This is a genomic window from Pseudomonas cichorii (assembly GCF_003700275.1).
Taxonomy (GTDB): domain Bacteria; phylum Pseudomonadota; class Gammaproteobacteria; order Pseudomonadales; family Pseudomonadaceae; genus Aquipseudomonas; species Aquipseudomonas cichorii_B.
Genome location: NZ_RBRE01000094.1, coordinates 1 through 19,687 on the forward strand (window position 1 = coordinate 1; position 19,687 = coordinate 19,687).

Genomic DNA, 19,687 nt, shown 5'->3' on the forward strand with positions numbered 1-19,687 from the left:
CAACAAAGCCTATGCGGCCCATGAGCGGAAGTTGGTGGCTGCGGGAAAGCGTAATGCTGAGGTCGAGCAGCTAAAGGATCGAGACTCGACCGACAAGGCCCCTGAGCCCGTAGTGGCAGTGGCGGCTGTTGAACCTGTTCCGGCAGTTGCTGCGCCTGAACCGGCACCTGCTCCAGCACCGACTCCTTCGGTTGTTCCCGAGGTAGCGGTCGCGGCGGCGGCTGTCACGGCCGCAGCGGTTGCGGCCGAGCTGGATGCCAGGTACGTAGAGGAGCTTCTGGCCGAAGATCCCGAGGATCCGGTTCCAGACCTGGCTCTTGAGCCAGAACCGGAGCCAGAGCCGGAATCAGAACCTGTTGTCGAGACTGCCGCGCCTCTGGTGGCAGAGTCTGCCGTCGACGAGGAAGCGTTCGATCATGATTTCGATCTGAGTCTGGACGAGTTCGACGAAGCGCCTGTAGCCGAGGTTGCCATCATCGACGATCTGGACGATCTGTTGCTGGATGAGCCGCTGGTTGCCAGTGCGAGTGATAACGAGGAACTGAGTTTCGAGTCGATCATGCAGCAGCAGGCCGATGCCCGTGCCGCTGCCGGGACTGATGACCTGACGGATTTCGACCTGGACCTTTCGGAAGAAGAGCCTGCGCTCAAGACCGAAGATGATCTGCTGTTGAGTCTGGAGGACGACGCCCTCGATCTGGGTGAAACCACGCCTGAAGCGCTGGCGGATCTGGAGCTGCCTGAGGATTTCGATCTGTCGCTGGCCGATGAGATCGAAACCGATCAGGCCACCCAGGCTTTCGCTTCCGAGATCGAGGACGTCAACGCCGAGCTGGATCGTCTTTCGCAGAACCTTGAGCATCCACCGCTCGATGAGCCGCGTTTCACGGCTGAAGATGCGGCTCTGGAGGACGAGCCTGAGTTCGACTTCCTGTCGGGTACCGATGAGGCTGCGACCAAGCTGGATCTGGCGCGGGCCTACATCGATATGGGTGATGCCGACGGCGCTCGGGATATTCTCGATGAAGTGGTCAGCGAAGGCGATGACGGGCAGAAGAGCGAAGCGCGCGATATGTTGTCGCGTCTGGCCTGATTCGGCTCCTGCAGTACGTGAACGGCCGCTTTTGCGGCCGTTTGCATTTACGGCCTGTTGACTGGCGTCTTTTTTCGGCGTCCGTATAATGGCCGCCTTTTCGCAGACTCACAGGCTGTAGCACCTTGGCGAACATAGATAACCCGGCCGCCGAGATGGCCGCCGAGGGCTTTTCCCGAATTGCGCTGGGCGTCGAATACAAGGGCTCGCGATATTGCGGCTGGCAGCGTCAGGCATCAGGCGTTCTCACCGTGCAGGAAACCCTGGAAGATGCCTTGTCCAGGGTTGCGGATTCCCCGGTTTCGCTGATGTGTGCCGGGCGTACCGACGCCAGTGTGCACGCCTGTGGTCAGGTGGTGCATTTCGATACCAGGGCCGAGCGTTCGATGAAAGCCTGGGTCATGGGCGCCAATATCAATCTGCCTCACGATATCAGCGTGACCTGGGCCAGGGTCATGCCTGCGCATTTCCATGCGCGCTTCAAGGCCATTGCCCGTCGCTATCGCTATGTGATCTACAACGATCAGATTCGCCCGGCGCACCTGGGCCAGGAAATCACCTGGAATCACCGGCCACTGGATGTCGAGCGGATGTCCGAGGCCGCTCAATACCTTGTCGGCACCCATGACTTCAGCGCCTTTCGGGCCGGGCAGTGTCAGGCCAAGTCGCCGGTCAAGCAACTGCACCATTTGCGCGTCACCCGGCATGGCAAGATGATTGTCATCGATGTGCGCGCCAATGCCTTCCTGCATCACATGGTGCGCAATATTGCCGGTGTGCTGATGACCATCGGCGCCGGGGAGCGGCCGGTGGAGTGGGCGAAGGAGGTGCTGGAAAGCCGCATCCGTCGCACCGGGGGCGTCACGGCGCATCCTTACGGCCTTTATCTGGTACAGGTGGAGTATCGGGACGAGTTCCCGTTGCCTGAACGCTACATCGGTCCGCACTTTCTCACAGGTTTCGAGCTTGACGGCTGACGTCCGGAAAAGCATTTGCTAACATCCGGGACTTTCCGAAAGGCCTGAGGTTTTCACCACATGTCAGCCGTTCGCAGCAAGATCTGCGGGATTACCCGCATAGAAGATGCATTGGCCGCCGTCGAGGCGGGAGCCGATGCCATCGGTCTGGTGTTCTATCCTCCAAGTCCGCGAGCTGTAACCGTGCAGCAGGCGCGGGCCATCATTGCCGCCTTGCCGCCTTTCGTTACCACCGTCGGGCTGTTCGTCAATGCCAGTCGGTGCGAACTGCAGGAGACGCTGGAGGCCGTGCCGCTGGATCTTTTGCAGTTTCATGGCGATGAAACGCCTGAGGAGTGCGAGGGTTATCACCGTCCGTACATCAAGGCGCTCCGGGTCAGGGCGGGTGATGATATTGCGACCACCTGCCGAGCCTACGGCACGGCCAGCGGCGTGCTGCTCGATGCCTACGTGGCCGGCGTGCCGGGCGGCACCGGGGAAACCTTCGACTGGGCGTTGATTCCCGACAACCTGGGAAAACCGGTGATTCTGGCTGGCGGGCTGACCTCGGCCAACGTCGCGCAGGCCATCGCTCAGGTCAGGCCGTATGCCGTGGATGTCAGTGGTGGCGTGGAAAAGAGCAGGGGGATCAAGGATCGCGACAAGATTCTTGCCTTCATGAGTGCGGTCCACGGTGCCTGATGTGACGGTTGTCGGTTTGCCGCCGTCCATAAGCCTGTCCCCGCCATAAGTATGCGGGTCGGATTGAACGAGCGACTGCATTTGCGTGTGTCGCCGATTAACAGTGGGGTGAAGAGGCATGCAGGTCTGCTGGATCGCTGCCCGACAATCGCCGCCACCTACACGAATTTAAGTCAAGGGCATGCGCCTGGCATGTAATCGCCAGCGTGGGAGCCAAACCGGTACTGGAGAAATAAAGCATGAGCAACTGGTTGGTAGACAAACTGATCCCTTCGATCATGCGTTCCGAGGTCAAGAAAAGCTCGGTTCCCGAGGGACTTTGGCACAAATGTCCTTCCTGCGAAGCGGTGCTTTATCGCCCCGAGCTGGAAAAGACCCTGGACGTCTGCCCCAAGTGCAACCACCACATGCGTATCGACGCCCGTGCCCGCCTGAACATCTTCCTGGATGTTGAAGGCCGTGCCGAGCTGGGTGCCGATCTGGAGCCGGTGGATCGCCTGAAATTCCGTGACAGCAAGAAGTACAAGGACCGTCTGGTCGGTGCGCAGAAGCAGACCGGCGAGAAAGATGCCCTGATTTCCATGAGCGGTACCCTGCTGGGCATGCCGGTCGTGGTGTCGGCGTTCGAGTTCTCCTTCATGGGTGGTTCGATGGGGGCAATCGTCGGCGAGCGTTTCGTGCGTGCTGCCAACTATGCGCTGGAAAACCGCTGCCCGATGATCTGTTTCGCTGCTTCCGGTGGTGCGCGGATGCAGGAAGCCCTGATTTCCCTGATGCAGATGGCCAAGACTTCGGCTGTTCTGGCGCGTCTGCGTGAAGAAGGCCTGCCGTTCATTTCCGTGCTGACCGATCCGGTCTACGGTGGTGTATCTGCCAGTCTGGCAATGCTGGGCGACGTCATCGTTGCCGAGCCAAAGGCACTGATCGGTTTCGCCGGCCCGCGGGTCATCGAGCAGACCGTTCGCGAAAAACTGCCGGAAGGCTTCCAGCGCAGCGAGTTCCTGCTGAGCCACGGCGCCATCGACATGATCGTTGCGCGCAGCGAGCTGCGTCCGCGCCTGGGTAACCTGCTGGCTCAGATGATGAACCTGCCGACTCCCAAGTTCGTCGCGCCAGTCCTGGAACCTATCGTCGTTCCACCGGCACCGGCCACTGTATGACCCCTGGAACCCTGGGCGACTGGCTCGCCTATCTGGAGCAACTGCATCCTTCGGCCATCGACATGGGGCTAGAGCGTTCGCGACAGGTGGCGCAGCAGTTGGGGCTGGTCCGGCCAGCGCCCCGGGTGATCACGGTCACCGGCACCAACGGCAAGGGCTCGACCTGTGCGTTCGTCGCAGCCTTGCTCCAGGCCCAGGGTTTGAAGGTCGGTGTCTACAGTTCTCCGCATCTGCTGCGCTACAACGAGCGGGTGCAGATTCAGGGTGTTGAAGCTTCCGACGCCGAGCTGTGTGCTGCCTTTGCAGCGGTCGAGGCGGCGCGTGGCGATATCACCCTGACTTATTTCGAGATGGGCACGCTGGCGGCTTTCTGGCTGTTCGAGCGGGCGCATCTGGATGCCGTGGTTCTTGAAGTCGGTCTGGGCGGACGCCTGGATGCGGTGAATCTGGTCGATGCGGACATTGCGCTGGTGACCAGTATCGGTCTTGATCATTCCGACTGGCTGGGCGACAGCCGTGAATCGGTTGCCTTCGAGAAAGCCGGTATTTTCCGTCAGGGTCGTCCGGCACTTTGCGGTGATCTGGATCCGCCTGCGCCATTGCTTGAGCAGGCTAAGCAACTGGGTTGTCCGTTGTCTCTGCGTGGTCGTGACTTCGATCTGACGGTTGAGGGTCAGGCCTGGAGCTGGCGTGGTCGAGACAAGGCGGGGCAGGTAGTGGAGCTGTCCGCTTTGCCTCTGCTGGATTTGCCGATGGAGAACGCCGCGCTGGCACTGCAGGCCTGTCTGTTGCTGGATCTGCCATGGCAGCCCGAGGTCATTCAGTCTGCATTGGCCGGCGCACGAATTACCGGTCGTCTTGATCGTAGGGTATTTCAGTGGCAGGGCAAGACCCTGAACCTGCTGCTCGATGTCGGCCACAATCCGCATGCCGCGCAGTTCCTGGCGCAACGCATGGCCCAGCGTCCGGTCTGCGGCAAGCGTCTTGCGGTGTTCGGCCTGCTGGCGGACAAGGATCTGGATGGCGTGGCAAGCGAGCTGGTTTCCAGTATCCAGGACTGGGCTGTGGCGCCATTGCCTACACCACGTAGTCGACCTGTCGCACAATTGCATTCGGTATTGCAGAACCTTGGCGCGCAAGTAGCGTCTTACGACAGTGTTGCGCTGGCACTCGAAGCTCAGTGCGCGCGCGCTACGACCGATGACGAAATTCTGCTGTTCGGATCTTTTTACTGTGTGGCCGAGGCTCTGGAGTGGTTGGCCCGGAACACCGACGAGGAAGCGGCAAATGGCTTTGCTGGATAAAGTGTTCAAGCAGCGAATGGTTGGCGCCCTGGTTCTGATTGCGGTGGCGGTCATCTTTCTGCCGATGCTGTTCACGCGCCAGGATGAGGTGCGTCAGGTGCAGGTCGAGGCACCTGCTGCGCCGCAAGCACCAGTCGCTCCGGCGGTGAAAGTGGAGCCGGTGGCTGTTCCCGAGCCGCAGATCCTGCCGCAGGAGCCGGTGCCGGGTGATGAGGACATGAGTGCTGCCAGTCAGGCTCAGCCGCCGTCCATGCCGATCGCGCCGTCACCGCCGGCTGCCAGTGCGCCTGCGCCTGCGCCAAAACCTGCCAGGCCGGCGCCCGCACCGGCCCAGGCTCCCGCTCCGGCAACTCCGGCAACTCCTGCAGCTCCGGCCGCAGCTGCCAAGCCTGCTGCTCCGGCGGGTGTCGATGCCAATGGCCTGTCCGTGAGCTGGTCCGTGCAATTGGCCAGCATGTCCAATCGTGCCAATGCCGATAACCTGCAGAAGACGCTGCGAACCCAGGGCTACAACGCTTACATTCGGACCGCCAATGGCGTGAACCGGGTGTTTGTCGGACCGTTGATCGAACGTGCCGAAGCCGATCGTCTGCGCGATCAACTGGACAAACAGCAGAAACTCAAGGGGATTGTGGTGCGCTTTCAGCCGGAGCGTGGCTAAAAGTCGTAACGCAGTGCTAATCGCAGCTTACCGGCAGGCGGGCGCTCTGCTAAAATGCGCCGCCTCATCAGTCTGTAGGCTGCACCGTGCCATTTACTCCGGTTGACTGGGCGATTATCGGAATTGTCGCCATCTCCGCTCTGATCAGCATCAAGCGCGGCTTCGTCAAGGAAGCCCTGTCTCTGCTGACGTGGATCATTGCGGGTGCAGTAGCCTGGATGTTCGGTGCGGGGTTGTCCCACTATCTGGTCAACTACATAGAAACACCTTCGGCCCGCGTGATTGCGAGCTGCATCATTCTTTTCGTCGCCACCTTGCTGGTGGGCGCCATGGTCAACTTTCTTATCGGCGAACTGGTTCGCGTCACCGGGCTTTCCGGGACCGACCGTTTTCTGGGTATGGTCTTCGGCGCGGCGCGCGGAGGCCTGCTTGTCGTGGTAGCGGTCGGGCTGTTGAGCCTGGGACCGGTACAACAGGATCAATGGTGGCAGCAGTCGCGACTGCTGCCGCAATTTCTCATGGTCGCTGACTGGTCGAAAAACCTGATTCTCGGGATGTCCAGCAAGTGGCTCGCCAGCGGCATCAGCGTTCCTGCTGAGCTGCCGTTCAAGGAGCAGATCCTGCCGGCTACCATGCCGCAGGAAGTGCTCGGTAAATCAAGTTCCACTAAGTAGGGGTTGTGTCGCATGTGTGGCATCGTCGGTATCGTCGGTAAGTCGAACGTCAATCAGGCGCTGTATGACGCGCTCACCGTCCTCCAGCACCGCGGCCAGGACGCTGCCGGTATCGTAACCAGCCATGAAGGCCGGTTATTTCTGCGCAAGGACAATGGCCTGGTACGTGATGTATTCCATCAGCGCCACATGCAGCGTCTGGTCGGGCACATGGGTATTGGTCATGTGCGTTATCCAACAGCGGGCAGCTCGACTTCGGCCGAAGCCCAGCCGTTCTACGTCAACTCGCCTTATGGCATCACCCTGGCGCACAACGGCAACCTGACCAACGTCGAGCAACTGGCCAAGGAGATCTACGAATCTGACCTGCGCCACGTGAACACCAGCTCCGACTCGGAAGTGTTGCTCAACGTGTTTGCCCATGAACTGGCCGTGCGTGGCAAGTTGCAGCCTACCGAAGAAGACATCTTCGCGGCCGTGACCGACGTGCACAATCGTTGCCGTGGCGGCTATGCCGTAGTGGCGATGATCACCGGCTACGGGATTGTCGGCTTCCGCGACCCCGATGCAATTCGTCCGATCGTCTTCGGTCAGCGTCATACCGACGAAGGCGTCGAGTACATGATCGCCTCCGAAAGCGTCTCCCTGGACGTACTGGGCTTTACCCTGATTCGCGACCTGGCACCGGGCGAAGCGGTCTACATCACCGAAGACGGCAAGCTGTTCACCCGTCAGTGTGCGGCCAACCCGAAATATGCACCGTGCATCTTCGAGCACGTGTATCTGGCGCGTCCCGATTCGATCATCGACGGCATCTCGGTCTACAAGGCGCGTCTGCGCATGGGCGAGAAGCTGGCGGACAAGATCCTGCGCGAGCGCCCGGATCACGATATCGACGTGGTCATCCCGATCCCGGACACCAGCCGTACCGCTGCGCTGGAACTGGCCAACCACCTGGGCGTCAAGTTCCGCGAAGGCTTCGTCAAGAACCGCTACATTGGCCGGACCTTCATCATGCCGGGCCAGGCTGCACGCAAGAAGTCCGTGCGCCAGAAGCTCAACGCCATCGAGCTGGAATTCCGCGGCAAGAACGTGATGCTGGTGGACGACTCCATCGTGCGCGGCACCACCTGCAAGCAGATCATCCAGATGGCACGCGAAGCGGGCGCCAAGAACGTCTACTTCTGCTCGGCTGCTCCGGCAGTGCGTTACCCCAACGTCTACGGCATCGATATGCCGAGTGCTCATGAACTGATCGCCCACAACCGCACCACTCAGGACGTGGCCGACCTTATCGGTGCCGACTGGCTGGTCTATCAGGACCTCAATGACCTGATCGAAGCGGTCAGCGGCAGCAAGAAGATCAAGATCGACAACTTCGATTGCTCGGTTTTCGACGGCAAGTATGTGACCGGCGATATCGACGAGCATTATCTGAACCGGATCGAGCATGCGCGTAACGACGCTTCCAAGGTAAAAAGCCAGGCAGTGAGCGCCATCATCGATCTGTACAACAACTAATCGAGCAAGGAGTGACGGCATGACTCAGGAATGGGATGCCGGTCGGCTGGACAGCGACCTGGAAGGCGTGGGTTTCGATACCCTCGCCGTACGCGCCGGACAACATCGCACGCCGGAAAGCGAGCATGGCGATCCGATGTTCTTCACCTCCAGCTACGTGTTCCGCACGGCTGCCGATGCAGCTGCGCGTTTTGCGGGTGAGGTTCCGGGCAACGTCTATTCGCGCTACACCAACCCCACCGTGCGTTCCTTCGAGGAGCGCATTGCGGCGCTGGAAGGGGCAGAGCAGGCGGTTGCCACCGCCACCGGCATGGCGGCAATCCTTTCCGTGGTGATGAGCCTGTGCAGCGCCGGCGATCATGTGCTGGTGTCGCGCAGTGTCTTCGGCTCGACCATCAGCCTGTTCGAGAAGTACTTCAAGCGTTTCGGTATCGAAGTCGACTACGTGCCGCTGGCGGACCTGTCCGGCTGGGATGCGGCGATCAAGGGCAACACGAAAATGTTGTTCGTCGAGTCGCCGTCCAATCCGCTGGCCGAACTGGTGGATATCGCTGCCCTGGCTGAAATTGCTCACGCCAGGGGTGCGTCGCTGGTGGTGGACAACTGCTTCTGCACGCCGGCACTGCAACAGCCGTTGAAGCTGGGTGCGGATATCGTCGTGCACTCGGCAACCAAGTTCATCGACGGCCAGGGTCGTTGCATGGGCGGCGTGGTTGCCGGGCGCAGCGAGCAGATGAAGGAAGTGGTCGGTTTCCTGCGCACCGCAGGTCCAACCCTGAGCCCGTTCAATGCCTGGATCTTCCTCAAGGGGCTCGAAACCCTGAGCCTGCGCATGCGCGCTCATTGCGCCAATGCCCAGGCCGTCGCCGAATGGCTTGAGCAGCAGGATGGTATTGAAAAGGTTCACTACGCCGGACTCAAGAGCCATCCGCAACATGAGTTGGCCCAGCGCCAGCAAAAGGGTTTCGGGGCGGTGGTGAGTTTCGAGGTCAAGGGTGGCAAGGAAGGCGCATGGCGTTTCATCGATGCCACGCGGCTTATCTCCATTACCGCCAACCTGGGTGACAGCAAGACCACCATCACTCATCCGAGTACCACGTCCCACGGTCGTCTCGCGCCTCAAGAGCGTGAAGCGGCAGGGATTCGCGACAGCCTGATCCGGGTTGCGGTCGGCCTGGAAGATGTTGCAGACCTTCAGGCAGACCTGGCACGCGGTCTGGCGGCGTTGTGAGTGACTGGGCGATGAAAATCGCCAGCACCAACAATGGCCGGGTGGCGCTGGTAACCGGCGCGGCACGCGGGATTGGCCTGGGCATCGCTGCCTGGCTGATCGCCGAAGGCTGGCAGGTGGTGCTGGCGGATCTTGACCGTAATCGTGGCGGCAAAGTGGCCGGGGTGTTGGGTGACAACGCCCTGTTCATTGCCATGGACGTTGCCAGCGAAGAGCAGGTGGCCGCAGGTGTGGCCGAGGTACTCAGGCGCTTCGGTCGCCTCGATGCGCTGGTCTGCAACGCCGCTGTTGCCGATCCGCACAACACTACCCTTGAAAGCCTCGATCTGGCTCACTGGAACCGGGTGCTGGGCGTCAACCTCAGTGGTCCGATGTTGCTGGCCAAGCATTGTGCGCCTTATCTGCGCGCTCACTGCGGCAGCATCGTCAACCTGAGTTCAACCCGTGCCAGACAGTCGGAAGCCGATACCGAGGCCTATGCAGCGAGCAAGGGCGGCCTGTTGGCCCTCACTCATGCACTGGCTATCAGTCTTGGTCCCGAGATTCGCGTCAATGCCGTGAGTCCTGGCTGGATCGATGCACGCGATCCTTCCGCGCGTCGTGCCGAACCGCTGTCCGAGAGCGATCATGCGCAGCATCCGGCAGGCCGGGTAGGGACTGTGGAAGATGTTGCGGCCATCGTGGCCTGGTTGCTGTCGAGGAATGCCGGGTTCGTCACCGGTCAGGAGTTCGTGGTCGATGGCGGCATGAGCAGAAAGATGATTTATGTGGAATGAGCTTCAGCTTCATGCTGTGAGCTGCAAGCAAGGCGCGAGTGATCGCGCCTTTTTTGTTTTTATCCGTCCCTTGAAGGTGTTGCGCAGTAATGGCTTTTTTCGGCTTTTTGAAAAAAACTTCAAGCAGGGTATTGACTTAGGTACGGTAGGTGCGTAAATTTCGCGGCCTCAGCGAAGCAAAGGGTGATTAGCTCAGCCGGGAGAGCAGCTGCCTTACAAGCAGCGGGTCGGCGGTTCGATCCCGTCATCACCCACCATCGTTGAGGTTGAAAGCTGTTGTACGAGGGCTTTCAAGATTGAAGCAACACATGCGCAGCGGTAGTTCAGTCGGTTAGAATACCGGCCTGTCACGCCGGGGGTCGCGGGTTCGAGTCCCGTCCGCTGCGCCATATTATCCAGATCGGGTTCGCCGGGTCCGGGATTGAAGAGCCGAAAGGCTATTCAATCAGGCAGTGATTCAAACTACCGAAAGTTTGTTTCAGGTCGATTAAAAGAGTTTCACAAGCGATACGCAGCGGTAGTTCAGTCGGTTAGAATACCGGCCTGTCACGCCGGGGGTCGCGGGTTCGAGTCCCGTCCGCTGCGCCATATTTGCTTCCACTAAGGCCCACTGAACGCCTGGAAGCTACGGAAATAGCGGCCTTGAGCCGCTTTTTTCGTTTTCTGAATTCCACTGGAATCCATCTCCAGCCACGGTTTTTAAGTACACATTTAAGTACACCGCTGGCACAGCCTTTTACGATTCCTTGCGCATCAATTTTCGTATTGGTCCGTCTACCGCTGGGTTGTATTCCCCTCCTTGATCCAAAAGGAGGTGTCTGATGGCTCTGACAGATACAGCGATCAAGCAAGCCAAGCCCGCCAGCAAGCCTTATACGTTAACTGATGGGGATGGCTTATCTCTGCAAGTGCCTACGACGGGTTCGAAACGCTGGCATTTCCGTTTCTATTGGCATGACAAGCAATTGCGCATTTCCCTCGGCACCTATCCTGACGTTAGCCTCAAGGAGGCTCGTCAGCGGAGAGAGGCTGCACGTGCTCTGGTGGCCAACAATATCGATCCCCGCTCACATCGTCGCGCCGAGCGCCAAAAAGCCTCTCACGCCGCCAACAACACGTTTGAAGCGGTTGCTGGTCGCTGGCATGAGTTCCGAAGTAAAAAGCTGACGAAAAGTAAGAAAGGCAGTGCAGGGCAAGCCGGTAAATACCTGAAGAAGGACATGCTGCCGTGTTTGGGCAATCTTCCGATCTCAGATATTTCTCGTGGTGACGTGCTGGAGCTCATTAGGCGAATTGAGCGCAGAGGGGCGCTGGTTTCTGCTCGAAAGGTACGCACCTGGCTCAACCAGATCTTTCGTTTTGCCATGGCGGAAGGGCTCGTTGATGTGAACCCAGCAGCAGATCTTGATATCGTTGCCGAGACGCCGCGGCCAGTTCGCCATAATCCCTTCCTCCAGGTAAATGAACTTCCAGGACTGCTCAGGACCGTTACCCACTATGGGTGTGCAGAAGCAACACGGCTTGGTATTCGGCTATTGCTGCTGACAGGGGTGCGCACAGGAGAGCTGCGGGCGGCGACCCCAGACCAATTCGATCTCGACAAGGGGATTTGGCTGGTGCCGCCGGAGGGTGTGAAGCAACTCCGGAGTCGTGTTCGAACACAGGGGAATGAGATCCCACCTTATGTGATCCCACTGTCTATTCAAGCAATTGCAATTGTGCGGCGGCTGGTGCAGTTAAGGGCGCGCGGTGCGCGGTATCTGCTGGTTCACCGATACGAACCGCAGGAAATGATCAGTGAAAATACCCTTAATACCGCGATCAGCCGGATGGGTTACAAAGGAAGGCTCACCGGTCATGGCATCAGGGCCACCATCTCAACGGCGCTCAACGAGGTTGGCTTTGTAGAAGAGTGGATTGAGGCGCAGCTTTCACACGCTGATAACAACCAAATTCGGGCTGCATACAATCATGCAGAATACGTCGAGCCGAGACGTAGGATGATGCAATACTGGGCGGACTTATTAGATGCCCTAGAGGTTGGCGTTCCGCTCCCTGCGCCTGAAGCTTACATGCCGCAAATCGTGCGACCTTCAACGGAATTTCTGAGCGTGAAGCGGGTACCTGCTGATTAGCAGTCCGAAGTCAGGCTATGCGATCAAGGTCGGACAGGATAGATTTGAGGAGACCAGGGAGTGACGTATTGCGGTATGACTCCTTCGATCACCGATCAGGGAAGAAGGGCTTTGAGAAAGCCCAAGTGAGGAACACGGTGAGTGCTACTAATTGGATCAACTGGATCGACGAAATCGCAGCTGAATCAGGTAGGCGAGATATTTCTCCGTGGGGGGGTTGCTTGACGCCTGAGAACACCGCCAGCCTCTTACTGATGTGCGGTGCTAGGCTTTCCATGGATCCTCCTTCTTGTCTGCCGTCAGCTAGAGAGGTGGCAAAGCGCTGCTTCTATAAATACAAATACCGTCTTTATTTGGGTGCAAATTGCGACCTCACAGACGCGAAGATCCCTCCTGTGCCGGTCGGCGCTTCACGTGTTGTTGCCACTGCATGAAGCGCGAGACTGTGTTAATCAAGTCTTCTGTGCTGGCCAAACGTAGAGCAAACGGCCCTTGGAGCGATCTAGCGCTTCACACCATCGGTTGGCGCGCATTTCAGGATCTATGCTCCCAGGTATGCGAGGTCGTGATTGGCCGGCCCGTGGAAATCTTCCGCGAAGCTCAAGACGGCGGTCAGGATGCGGTCTTCCTCATTTCTGCAGAAAGCGACGCTCTGCTGATCGGAACCGTGCAATGCAAGCATACGTCCGATGCCGCAAAGGCGTTGAAGCTCAGTGATCTCACCGCCGAGATTGCTCATGTCGAGGAACTGGTCAAAGCCGGTCAAGCAGAGACCTACGCCTTCATGACGAACATGAGCGTAGATGCGCCCGTCGCATCCGCAATGCGTGCCAAACTCCGCGCGCTTGGCGTGCGTAAGCCGCACATTCTCGGTCGCCAGTATATCGTCCGTGTTATCAGGAGCAGCCCGCGCCTCCGGGCCCTCGTTCCGCAGGTCTACGGCCTAGGCGACCTCACATCGATCGTAGATGAGCGGCTCAGCGAGCAGAGCCGGGCGTTGCTTGACAGCTGGATTCCAAAGCTTCGCACCTATGTACCTACGCAGGCTCATCGCGATGCAGTCAACGCGATCGCCGAGCACGGCGTAGTTTTGCTACTCGGTAATCCCTCTAGCGGTAAATCGGCGATTGGCGCCATCGTGTCGACCATAGCGTCGGAGAATCCAGACAACACGGTACTTGCTTTGACCAGCCCGCGCGACTTTGAGGCGGGTTGGAATCCTAATGATCCGGGACGCTTCTTCTGGATCGACGATGCCTTCGGCTCCAATGTGCTACGCGACGACTATGTGCAGGATTGGACGTCTGCCTTCTCCAAGCTGCGGGCCGCGATCAAACATGGCAATCGATTTCTTCTAACTTCCCGAAAACATATCTATGAAGCGGCGCGGCGCCGGCTCGGGCAGCGCAACCTTGCCCAATTCGCAGACGGTAGCGCGGTGGTGGATGTCGGCGAGTTGACGTTCGAGGAGAAGACGCAGATTCTCTATAATCATGTGAATTTCGGTGAGCAGAGCCAGAGCTGGCGATCGAGCATCAAACCGCATCTAACCGCTGTCGCTGCGGTTCGCGATTTTCTCCCAGGGATCGCCGAACGTCTCGGGGACCCAAACTTCACCAAGGGCCTAGCGCCCCGCGAAAGCTCACTCGTACGCTTTATGGAGGAGCCGACAGAGCATCTGATTGATACCGTCAACGCCTTAGATGATCAACTGCAGGCCGCGCTCATCCTCGTGTATGTCCATCAGGCCGGATTCGATCCTAGCGATCATGACGCTTCGGCCGCACAGGCGGTCGCCGAGCTGACTGGGTACACTCTCAGTAAGATTCAGGATTGTTTCGCTGAGCTGAAGGGCTCGTTCCTGAAGCTTTCCGGATCAAAATGGACCTTCGCCCATCCGACGATCTCCGACGCCCTAACGGAGATTCTGCGCCAGAAGCCCCATATGATGGCGGCGCTCATACGAGGCGCGACTATCGACACCATTCTCAGCAGTTTCACGTGCGAGGGCTCGCCGCTCATTCGAGATGCGCTTGTCATCCAGACAGCCCTCGACGACGCTCTGGTCGCACGACTTGGCCGCACGCCCGACGAATTGCACCGCAATTGGATGCTGTTCCACTTCCTCTCCTATCGTTCGAGCGAGGCCTTGTTCGTCAAAGCCGTCGAGCAATTTCCCAATCTACTTCGACGGTCCTGCTGGCAATCTGATCTAACTAGCAACGATCCCCGGATCGCCACCTATGCACGTGCTCATCACCTCAGCGTCTTGCCTAACGATCTGCGCTCTGAGTTAGCCGACAGGCTGGAATCTGCCGTGCTCAACGGTCTCGACGTCTCCTTCTTCGACGAGCCACAGATGCTAGCGGTCATACCGCCGCTAAGGCTTATCGGTGTGGGCTTGGCGCTGCGGACAACTGTGCTGCCGTCGCTCGAAGAGAGGATCGATGAGATCGCCGCCGACGCTGACTTGGACGAAGAGCCTGACAGCCATTTTAAAAAGCTTCTCAGCGTGCTTGATCGCATTGAGACGATTGGTGTCGACGCGGACGCCACGGCTTTGATCGACGACGCGCGAGATCACGTGAAACGCTCAGTCGAGGCGCTTGAAGAGCGCAAGCGCGAGCATGATGAAAGCTCTGAAGACGAAGCGGATTGGACGCACATCGTGACGCAAAAGAAGGAGGAAGCTCTGCCTTCCACCCCCGTAGTGACAAAGCGTTCGGTGTTCGACGATGTCGATAAATAATAGTCGAGACATCAAGCAATCGCAGTCCGACGCGTCGGACACATCCTTCTCCTATAGCGCGGATGCAAGGCGTCCCCTGCGGGGCGCGGCCGCCGCTCAAGCCGGCTTCGACTATCAGCTAGACGTCTCTATCCTCGCAGCCCTGCAACTCCTCCTCATTTCCAAAGCGGCTACGCGCCTGGTGCTGGAACCAGCAAACGAGGAAGATCTGGAGGCGGATCTGGAGCCCAACGTGCCAGGACGCGTACAACCCAGTGCGGCTGTCTCTGGCGGATACAAGCTTGTTATCCAAGTCAAAATGGACAACGGCGAGCCCTGGTCGGTCGAAGATTTCGAGGATCTGCTCAAGCACGGTTCCGACAAAAAAGGTGGACGCCGAAAAGCACTGCATCATCTCGACGATCCGAACACCCACTATCTGCTCGTGACCAATGCCGACACCAAGGGTGTCGCGCGTAACCTGCTGGTCGAAGGCTTCGAAGAGGTATCCGACAAGGTAAGCTTCCCTCCGAGCCTTCATGCCACACTGAAAGCTTCGCCCGAAGGTCGCGTCGCGATCTGGGGCAAGCTCACCGAAAAGCAGCTGGCATCCGATATCCGGGAACTGATGTCGGACCTGCTGCATGTCCCGAAGGTCGAGCAGCCAAATCTGATTGCAAAGCTGCGTCTCGAAGCTAAGCGGAGGACCCGAGGCAGCACGCCTGGTCTATGGACGAGCGACGATCTTCTCGCGACGGTTAGGACGCACGGCGGGTTCCTGGCCAGCTCTGCCAGCCTCGAGCATTTCGTGGCGCCTGCGAACTTCGATGAGATGCTCAGAATCCTAAACGACAAGAATGCAGTCGTGATTATGGGCCCTTCAGGTACGGGCAAGACGCAAGCGGCGCTCAAGCTATGCGATATCGCGCGACGGCGCGATGGTGCGTTGGAAGTCGTTACGATCGGCGCTGACGATTCGCCGACCAGCGCGCGTAAGGTCGTTAACAACGGATCGACACTCTTCTATGTCGATGACCCGTGGGGCCAATTTAGCCTTCGCGGGGGCAGCGAAGCATGGACCGAGCAGCTACCGCGCCTACTCGCCAAGGCCACGCCGGATCACCAGTTCGTTATCACGTCCCGCAGCGACATGATGCAGAGCGCCAAGGTCGGGGTGAGTCTCAACACCTGGTCAGTCGAGTTGGATGCCGGCCAGTATCGGGATGGTCAACTCCGCGACATTCATGACAATCGCATGGATCAGCTACCGGCCGCTCTGCAAACCACGGCGTACGCGTTTCGCAATCAAGTGCTAGACAAACTTGGGACGCCGCTCGAGATAGAGCTGTATTTCGCCCACATGCAAACCGGCCCCGATGCCGGGGAAAAAGACCATATCTTCTTTCGCCGGTTGCTCGAGTTGGCGCAGCGCGATGCGGTGGAAGGTGTCGTCGTCAGAGCTCTATCATCCATCGACACTTGCGGAACCTCAGCCATCGTTTGGGCGCTGCTGGCGGCGCGTGGCCAGTTCGACCGCGGCCAACTTCACGCTCTTCAACGCGCCCTACGTGGACTTGATCGAGCACTAGGCGATGGCCTGGATCGCCTCGTAGACCGTATGGTCGCGTCCCGCCATCTGCGGCAGCCGGCCCGCACGATCGCCTTCGCTCACCCGAGCGTCCGCCAAGGCTTTGAGGCCTTCGCAAGCAGCAACTGGGGGCAGAGCGAGTTTGCGATCGAGACCTTGATCGCCGCGCTCGTTCAGCTGCCGTCAACGCATCGCAACTGGGGCATGGAAACGGCAGCACGAGTTTATGAAGTTGCTCGCACGTTCGCTTGCCGACAGGACGTTGAGCAAACCTTCGCAATTGACTCCGACAGCCAGGAAGCGATCGATGCCTGGCTGGACGAAAGCCTCCTGGACCCCGGCTCCAAGTTCGCACCATTGCTGGAGCTAGCGTCCGAGGTGGGTAGCGATGCCTCGATACCAAGTCGCGTGGCGCGATGGCTGTTGAAAGGTACACAGCGGGGGGCTTCCTTCTTCACCCGTAACTGGCAGCCGCCGATCTTTGACGATGCCTGGTACGACACTGTGTCCGCGAGCCCCATCGGGTCCAAAGTCGCCGCGCGATTTATTCGTGAGGAGCTTGGCTTCGACCGAGGGGACTACGGAGCGGACTTCGCTAAGCGGCTCGATCGCTTCGCCCCCAACCTGACCACCGCCTATCTCGACGCCGCGCACGAGATGGTCGGCCACGGCTTCGAGCTTAACGCTAACGCTGTCGCGGCCGGCGCCGTGCGTGATCTAGCGGGATTCGAGAGGATAGTGCAGGCTGCGTTGGATGACTGTGCGAGCATCCACCGTCAATACGCTAAGAGTGGCCGAGAGGAATGGCGTGCAATTGAGGATGGCGAACGTGACCATGCCGCTGAAGAGGCCGCGCAGTCGAGCCATGAAGGCGACGGTTACACATCCGGTGTCTTCATCGATGCCTACATCCGCCAACTTCGCGTAGAGGGTCGCTGGCTGGTTCTTGCCAGCCATCCGCGCGTAGCGGAATTGGTCCGTGCCTGGGCGCAGGCGCTCTCAGCCTCCCCCGGACCGGTGGGTGAAGGCGAGCTTCGAGCCATTCTTGTAGCGGGCAATGGTATGGATGAGGAGTCAAATGTTTGGACGGCAGCGCGAGAGCACTGGCGCGAAGCGCTGGAACCTATGCTTACGGCGCGGATTAGCTCAGTCCCCTCCGAGGTGGATCTGCGTGACGAGCTTGCGTCCACAGCTTTGATGGTCGCACCAAATTCCTTGGTCGCCGCATTCCAGGTGAATAGTGGACAGCCTGATCGACAAGTCACCCTGCTAACTGCCATGCAGCGCGCCTGCCGGCAACTCGGAAAAGACAGCCCTGCGGCCACACTAAGTCTGATTACGGACGCGCTTCCAAGGGAACTAAAGGAAATCTACAAAGCGCTCCCGACTAGGAAGCGGAAAGCTCGTAAGGTCCAGGGTCCGACGCTCTTATTCCTGACGGCTTGTGCCTCGCAACTCGATGCGGATGCGCTCGACCTTGTCGTGCCGGTCATCATTGCAAGCAGTGGCGACGCCTCGCCAGCGATCATCCAGTGGCTGACCATTGCCAGCCGTACAGAGCATGCCGTCAGTGCGACCGAGGCGGCGATTGCGATTGGCGATACCGTCCTTGTTGAGGCTGCGCTTCGCCACCAGCGCGCCGATGCGCGCCGTACGGCGCTGTTACATCTGGCGCCGACATTCCCGGACCCCTTGCCGCCTGCAATCCTCGCAATGGCATCCGATCCTGGAAGCCGCGTTCGCCGCGCCTTAGTCGCCCTGCTTGCAGAACGGCCGCACCCGGATCACCTCAAAACGCTGTTGTTTCTGATACATGACACTTGGTCGAGCGCCGAACCGCACTACGACGAGCCCGAGAGCTTTGATATTGCGCAAGAGGCGGTCGTTGCCCTTGCAGTGAACGGTCCCTTATCCGATGCAATCGGCAATACTCTTCTCGATCTTGCCACCACAACGCTCGACCGCGCGCTTAGCCGAAATGCCCTGATCGTCGCAGCGAATTGCTGCAGTGCGAGAATCCAGCAGAAGATATTGAACCTCGTCAATATTCCGGAAGCCCGTTGGATACGCCTCGACGCCATTGAAGCCCTGGCCGACGCCGATTTCGTAGACCCTAGCATTGTCGCGCATCTGACATCCGCGTTTCTGCTGAGTACGCCGCCAATCCTCGCCGCGTCAGCGGCTCATCTCGTCGGGGCTCATGCTTCCGCGAAAAATGCCCTTAAACTTTTTGAGCGGGTCGCCAACTCGAACAAGCGACGCGCTCTGCTGCTGGTTGGCGCCAACGCTATGGCCAGGGGTGATCGTACGACTGCCGATCGAATCCTCGATCTGCTTGAACCGGATCATCCTGGACGTCAATTGTTGATGGCTTCCGAACCTCTTTCAGCCTCAATTCTCGACGATCTCGGCAAAGTCCAGTTGAGAGAAGCCGTACGAAAGCGGCTTGGAGATCGCATTGTCGTTCCTTGACCAGCGCAGTGAATCGGCAAGCACAAGCTTGCTAGCTGATCACGCACCTGAAGTCTGAATCGCCCCGGGTTTCGTGGACGCCTTCATAAGCGGGCTGTGTGCCAGCAAGTCCAATTGCTGGGGATTACTCACGAGGAGGTAGCCAGCTTGGATTCATCCCCAGTCTCCGAATCGCTCAGCGCCGCCGTTCATTCCCGTTGAGCACATGGCACGGCCTGCATACGGCTTGGAGGATCGCAGTCTGATGAGCATCATCAAGAAGCTGCAAAGCAGCGTGCCCTAGCGGCAAAGAGAATGGCTTTTTGTCCAGCCAGTTAAAGCGGGAAAATATCTCCTCGATCTGAGGAGGGCTAAGCGTCTGAATGATCTGGGTGACCACAACGTTGAACTCAGGAGAAACGTGGTCAACTTCACTTGAGGGGTTGTTCCCGCACCGTTCGCAAATTGGGTGTGTCGACCTATAACTGGAAATTATAGGGTGTGCGGCATCCCTGAGCGCGCGATCCAACCAGGCCATTTCATCTCGAGAGTCGAGGCATTGCGTCCATGAGACTCCGTGCCAGCCATGGGCTGGAAAGTAGCCTTGGAAATCGTAAGCTGCTCCGTGTCGGAGTAGTTTTCGAAAGAGACTAGGGCGAAGGCGTTGCGCTGCGCAGTGGTAATGTTTCAGGAGTATGAGGTCGGAA

Annotated in this window: 13 protein-coding genes and 3 tRNA genes; all 16 read left to right on the forward strand. The window is 59.0% G+C overall.

Features of this window, described 5'->3' with window-relative positions; translation table 11 throughout:
* Positions 1-1,093 (forward strand): FimV/HubP family polar landmark protein (locus tag ALQ04_RS25415; protein WP_310886518.1); only part of this gene is annotated, 1,093 nt, incomplete at its 5' end.
* Between the two features lie 155 nt (positions 1,094-1,248).
* Positions 1,249-2,070 carry a tRNA pseudouridine(38-40) synthase TruA gene (truA, locus tag ALQ04_RS25420; RefSeq protein ID WP_122318566.1) on the forward strand — a complete coding sequence of 274 codons (822 nt, stop codon included), beginning with the start codon at positions 1,249-1,251 and terminating at the stop codon, positions 2,068-2,070.
* Positions 2,071-2,130: 60 nt separating this feature from the next.
* Complete coding sequence (locus ALQ04_RS25425) at positions 2,131-2,751, forward strand: phosphoribosylanthranilate isomerase (protein ID WP_122318567.1); 621 nt, start codon at positions 2,131-2,133, stop codon at positions 2,749-2,751.
* A 239-nt stretch (positions 2,752-2,990) separates the two neighbouring features.
* Positions 2,991-3,911, forward strand: coding sequence for an acetyl-CoA carboxylase, carboxyltransferase subunit beta (gene accD / locus ALQ04_RS25430; protein WP_122318568.1), 921 nt, complete (start codon positions 2,991-2,993; stop codon positions 3,909-3,911).
* Complete coding sequence (folC, locus tag ALQ04_RS25435) at positions 3,908-5,215, forward strand: bifunctional tetrahydrofolate synthase/dihydrofolate synthase (protein ID WP_122318569.1); 1,308 nt, start codon at positions 3,908-3,910, stop codon at positions 5,213-5,215. The genes accD and folC overlap by 4 nt, the downstream gene beginning before the upstream one ends.
* Positions 5,199-5,876 carry an SPOR domain-containing protein gene (locus ALQ04_RS25440; RefSeq protein WP_122318570.1) on the forward strand — a complete coding sequence of 226 codons (678 nt, stop codon included), beginning with the start codon at positions 5,199-5,201 and terminating at the stop codon, positions 5,874-5,876. The genes folC and ALQ04_RS25440 overlap by 17 nt, the downstream gene beginning before the upstream one ends.
* A gap of 86 nt (positions 5,877-5,962) precedes the next feature.
* Positions 5,963-6,550 (forward strand): CvpA family protein, encoded by a 588-nt coding sequence (locus tag ALQ04_RS25445; protein ID WP_122318571.1) that lies wholly within the window; start codon positions 5,963-5,965, stop codon positions 6,548-6,550.
* A gap of 12 nt (positions 6,551-6,562) precedes the next feature.
* Positions 6,563-8,071, forward strand: coding sequence for an amidophosphoribosyltransferase (gene purF / locus ALQ04_RS25450; RefSeq protein ID WP_122318572.1), 1,509 nt, complete (start codon positions 6,563-6,565; stop codon positions 8,069-8,071).
* A gap of 19 nt (positions 8,072-8,090) precedes the next feature.
* The gene (locus ALQ04_RS25455) at positions 8,091-9,302 is read left to right on the forward strand and encodes an O-succinylhomoserine sulfhydrylase (RefSeq protein WP_122318573.1); all 1,212 of its coding nucleotides are present in this window, start codon (positions 8,091-8,093) and stop codon (positions 9,300-9,302) included.
* 11 nt (positions 9,303-9,313) lie between these two features.
* Positions 9,314-10,078 (forward strand): SDR family oxidoreductase, encoded by a 765-nt coding sequence (locus ALQ04_RS25460; RefSeq protein ID WP_122318598.1) that lies wholly within the window; start codon positions 9,314-9,316, stop codon positions 10,076-10,078.
* A 181-nt stretch (positions 10,079-10,259) separates the two neighbouring features.
* Positions 10,260-10,335, forward strand: a tRNA-Val gene (locus tag ALQ04_RS25465).
* A gap of 55 nt (positions 10,336-10,390) precedes the next feature.
* Positions 10,391-10,467, forward strand: a tRNA-Asp gene (locus ALQ04_RS25470).
* Between the two features lie 122 nt (positions 10,468-10,589).
* A tRNA-Asp gene (locus ALQ04_RS25475) sits at positions 10,590-10,666 on the forward strand.
* Between the two features lie 233 nt (positions 10,667-10,899).
* Complete coding sequence (locus ALQ04_RS25480; protein ID WP_122318574.1) at positions 10,900-12,213, forward strand: integrase arm-type DNA-binding domain-containing protein; 1,314 nt, start codon at positions 10,900-10,902, stop codon at positions 12,211-12,213.
* A 430-nt stretch (positions 12,214-12,643) separates the two neighbouring features.
* On the forward strand, positions 12,644-14,962 hold the full coding sequence (locus ALQ04_RS25495; protein ID WP_221033423.1) for a hypothetical protein: 2,319 nt from the start codon (positions 12,644-12,646) through the stop codon (positions 14,960-14,962).
* Positions 14,949-19,001: a hypothetical protein gene (locus tag ALQ04_RS25500; protein ID WP_259645091.1), complete on the forward strand. Its 4,053-nt coding sequence runs from the start codon at positions 14,949-14,951 to the stop codon at positions 18,999-19,001. The genes ALQ04_RS25495 and ALQ04_RS25500 overlap by 14 nt, the downstream gene beginning before the upstream one ends.
* The last annotated feature ends 686 nt before the right edge of the window (positions 19,002-19,687 follow it).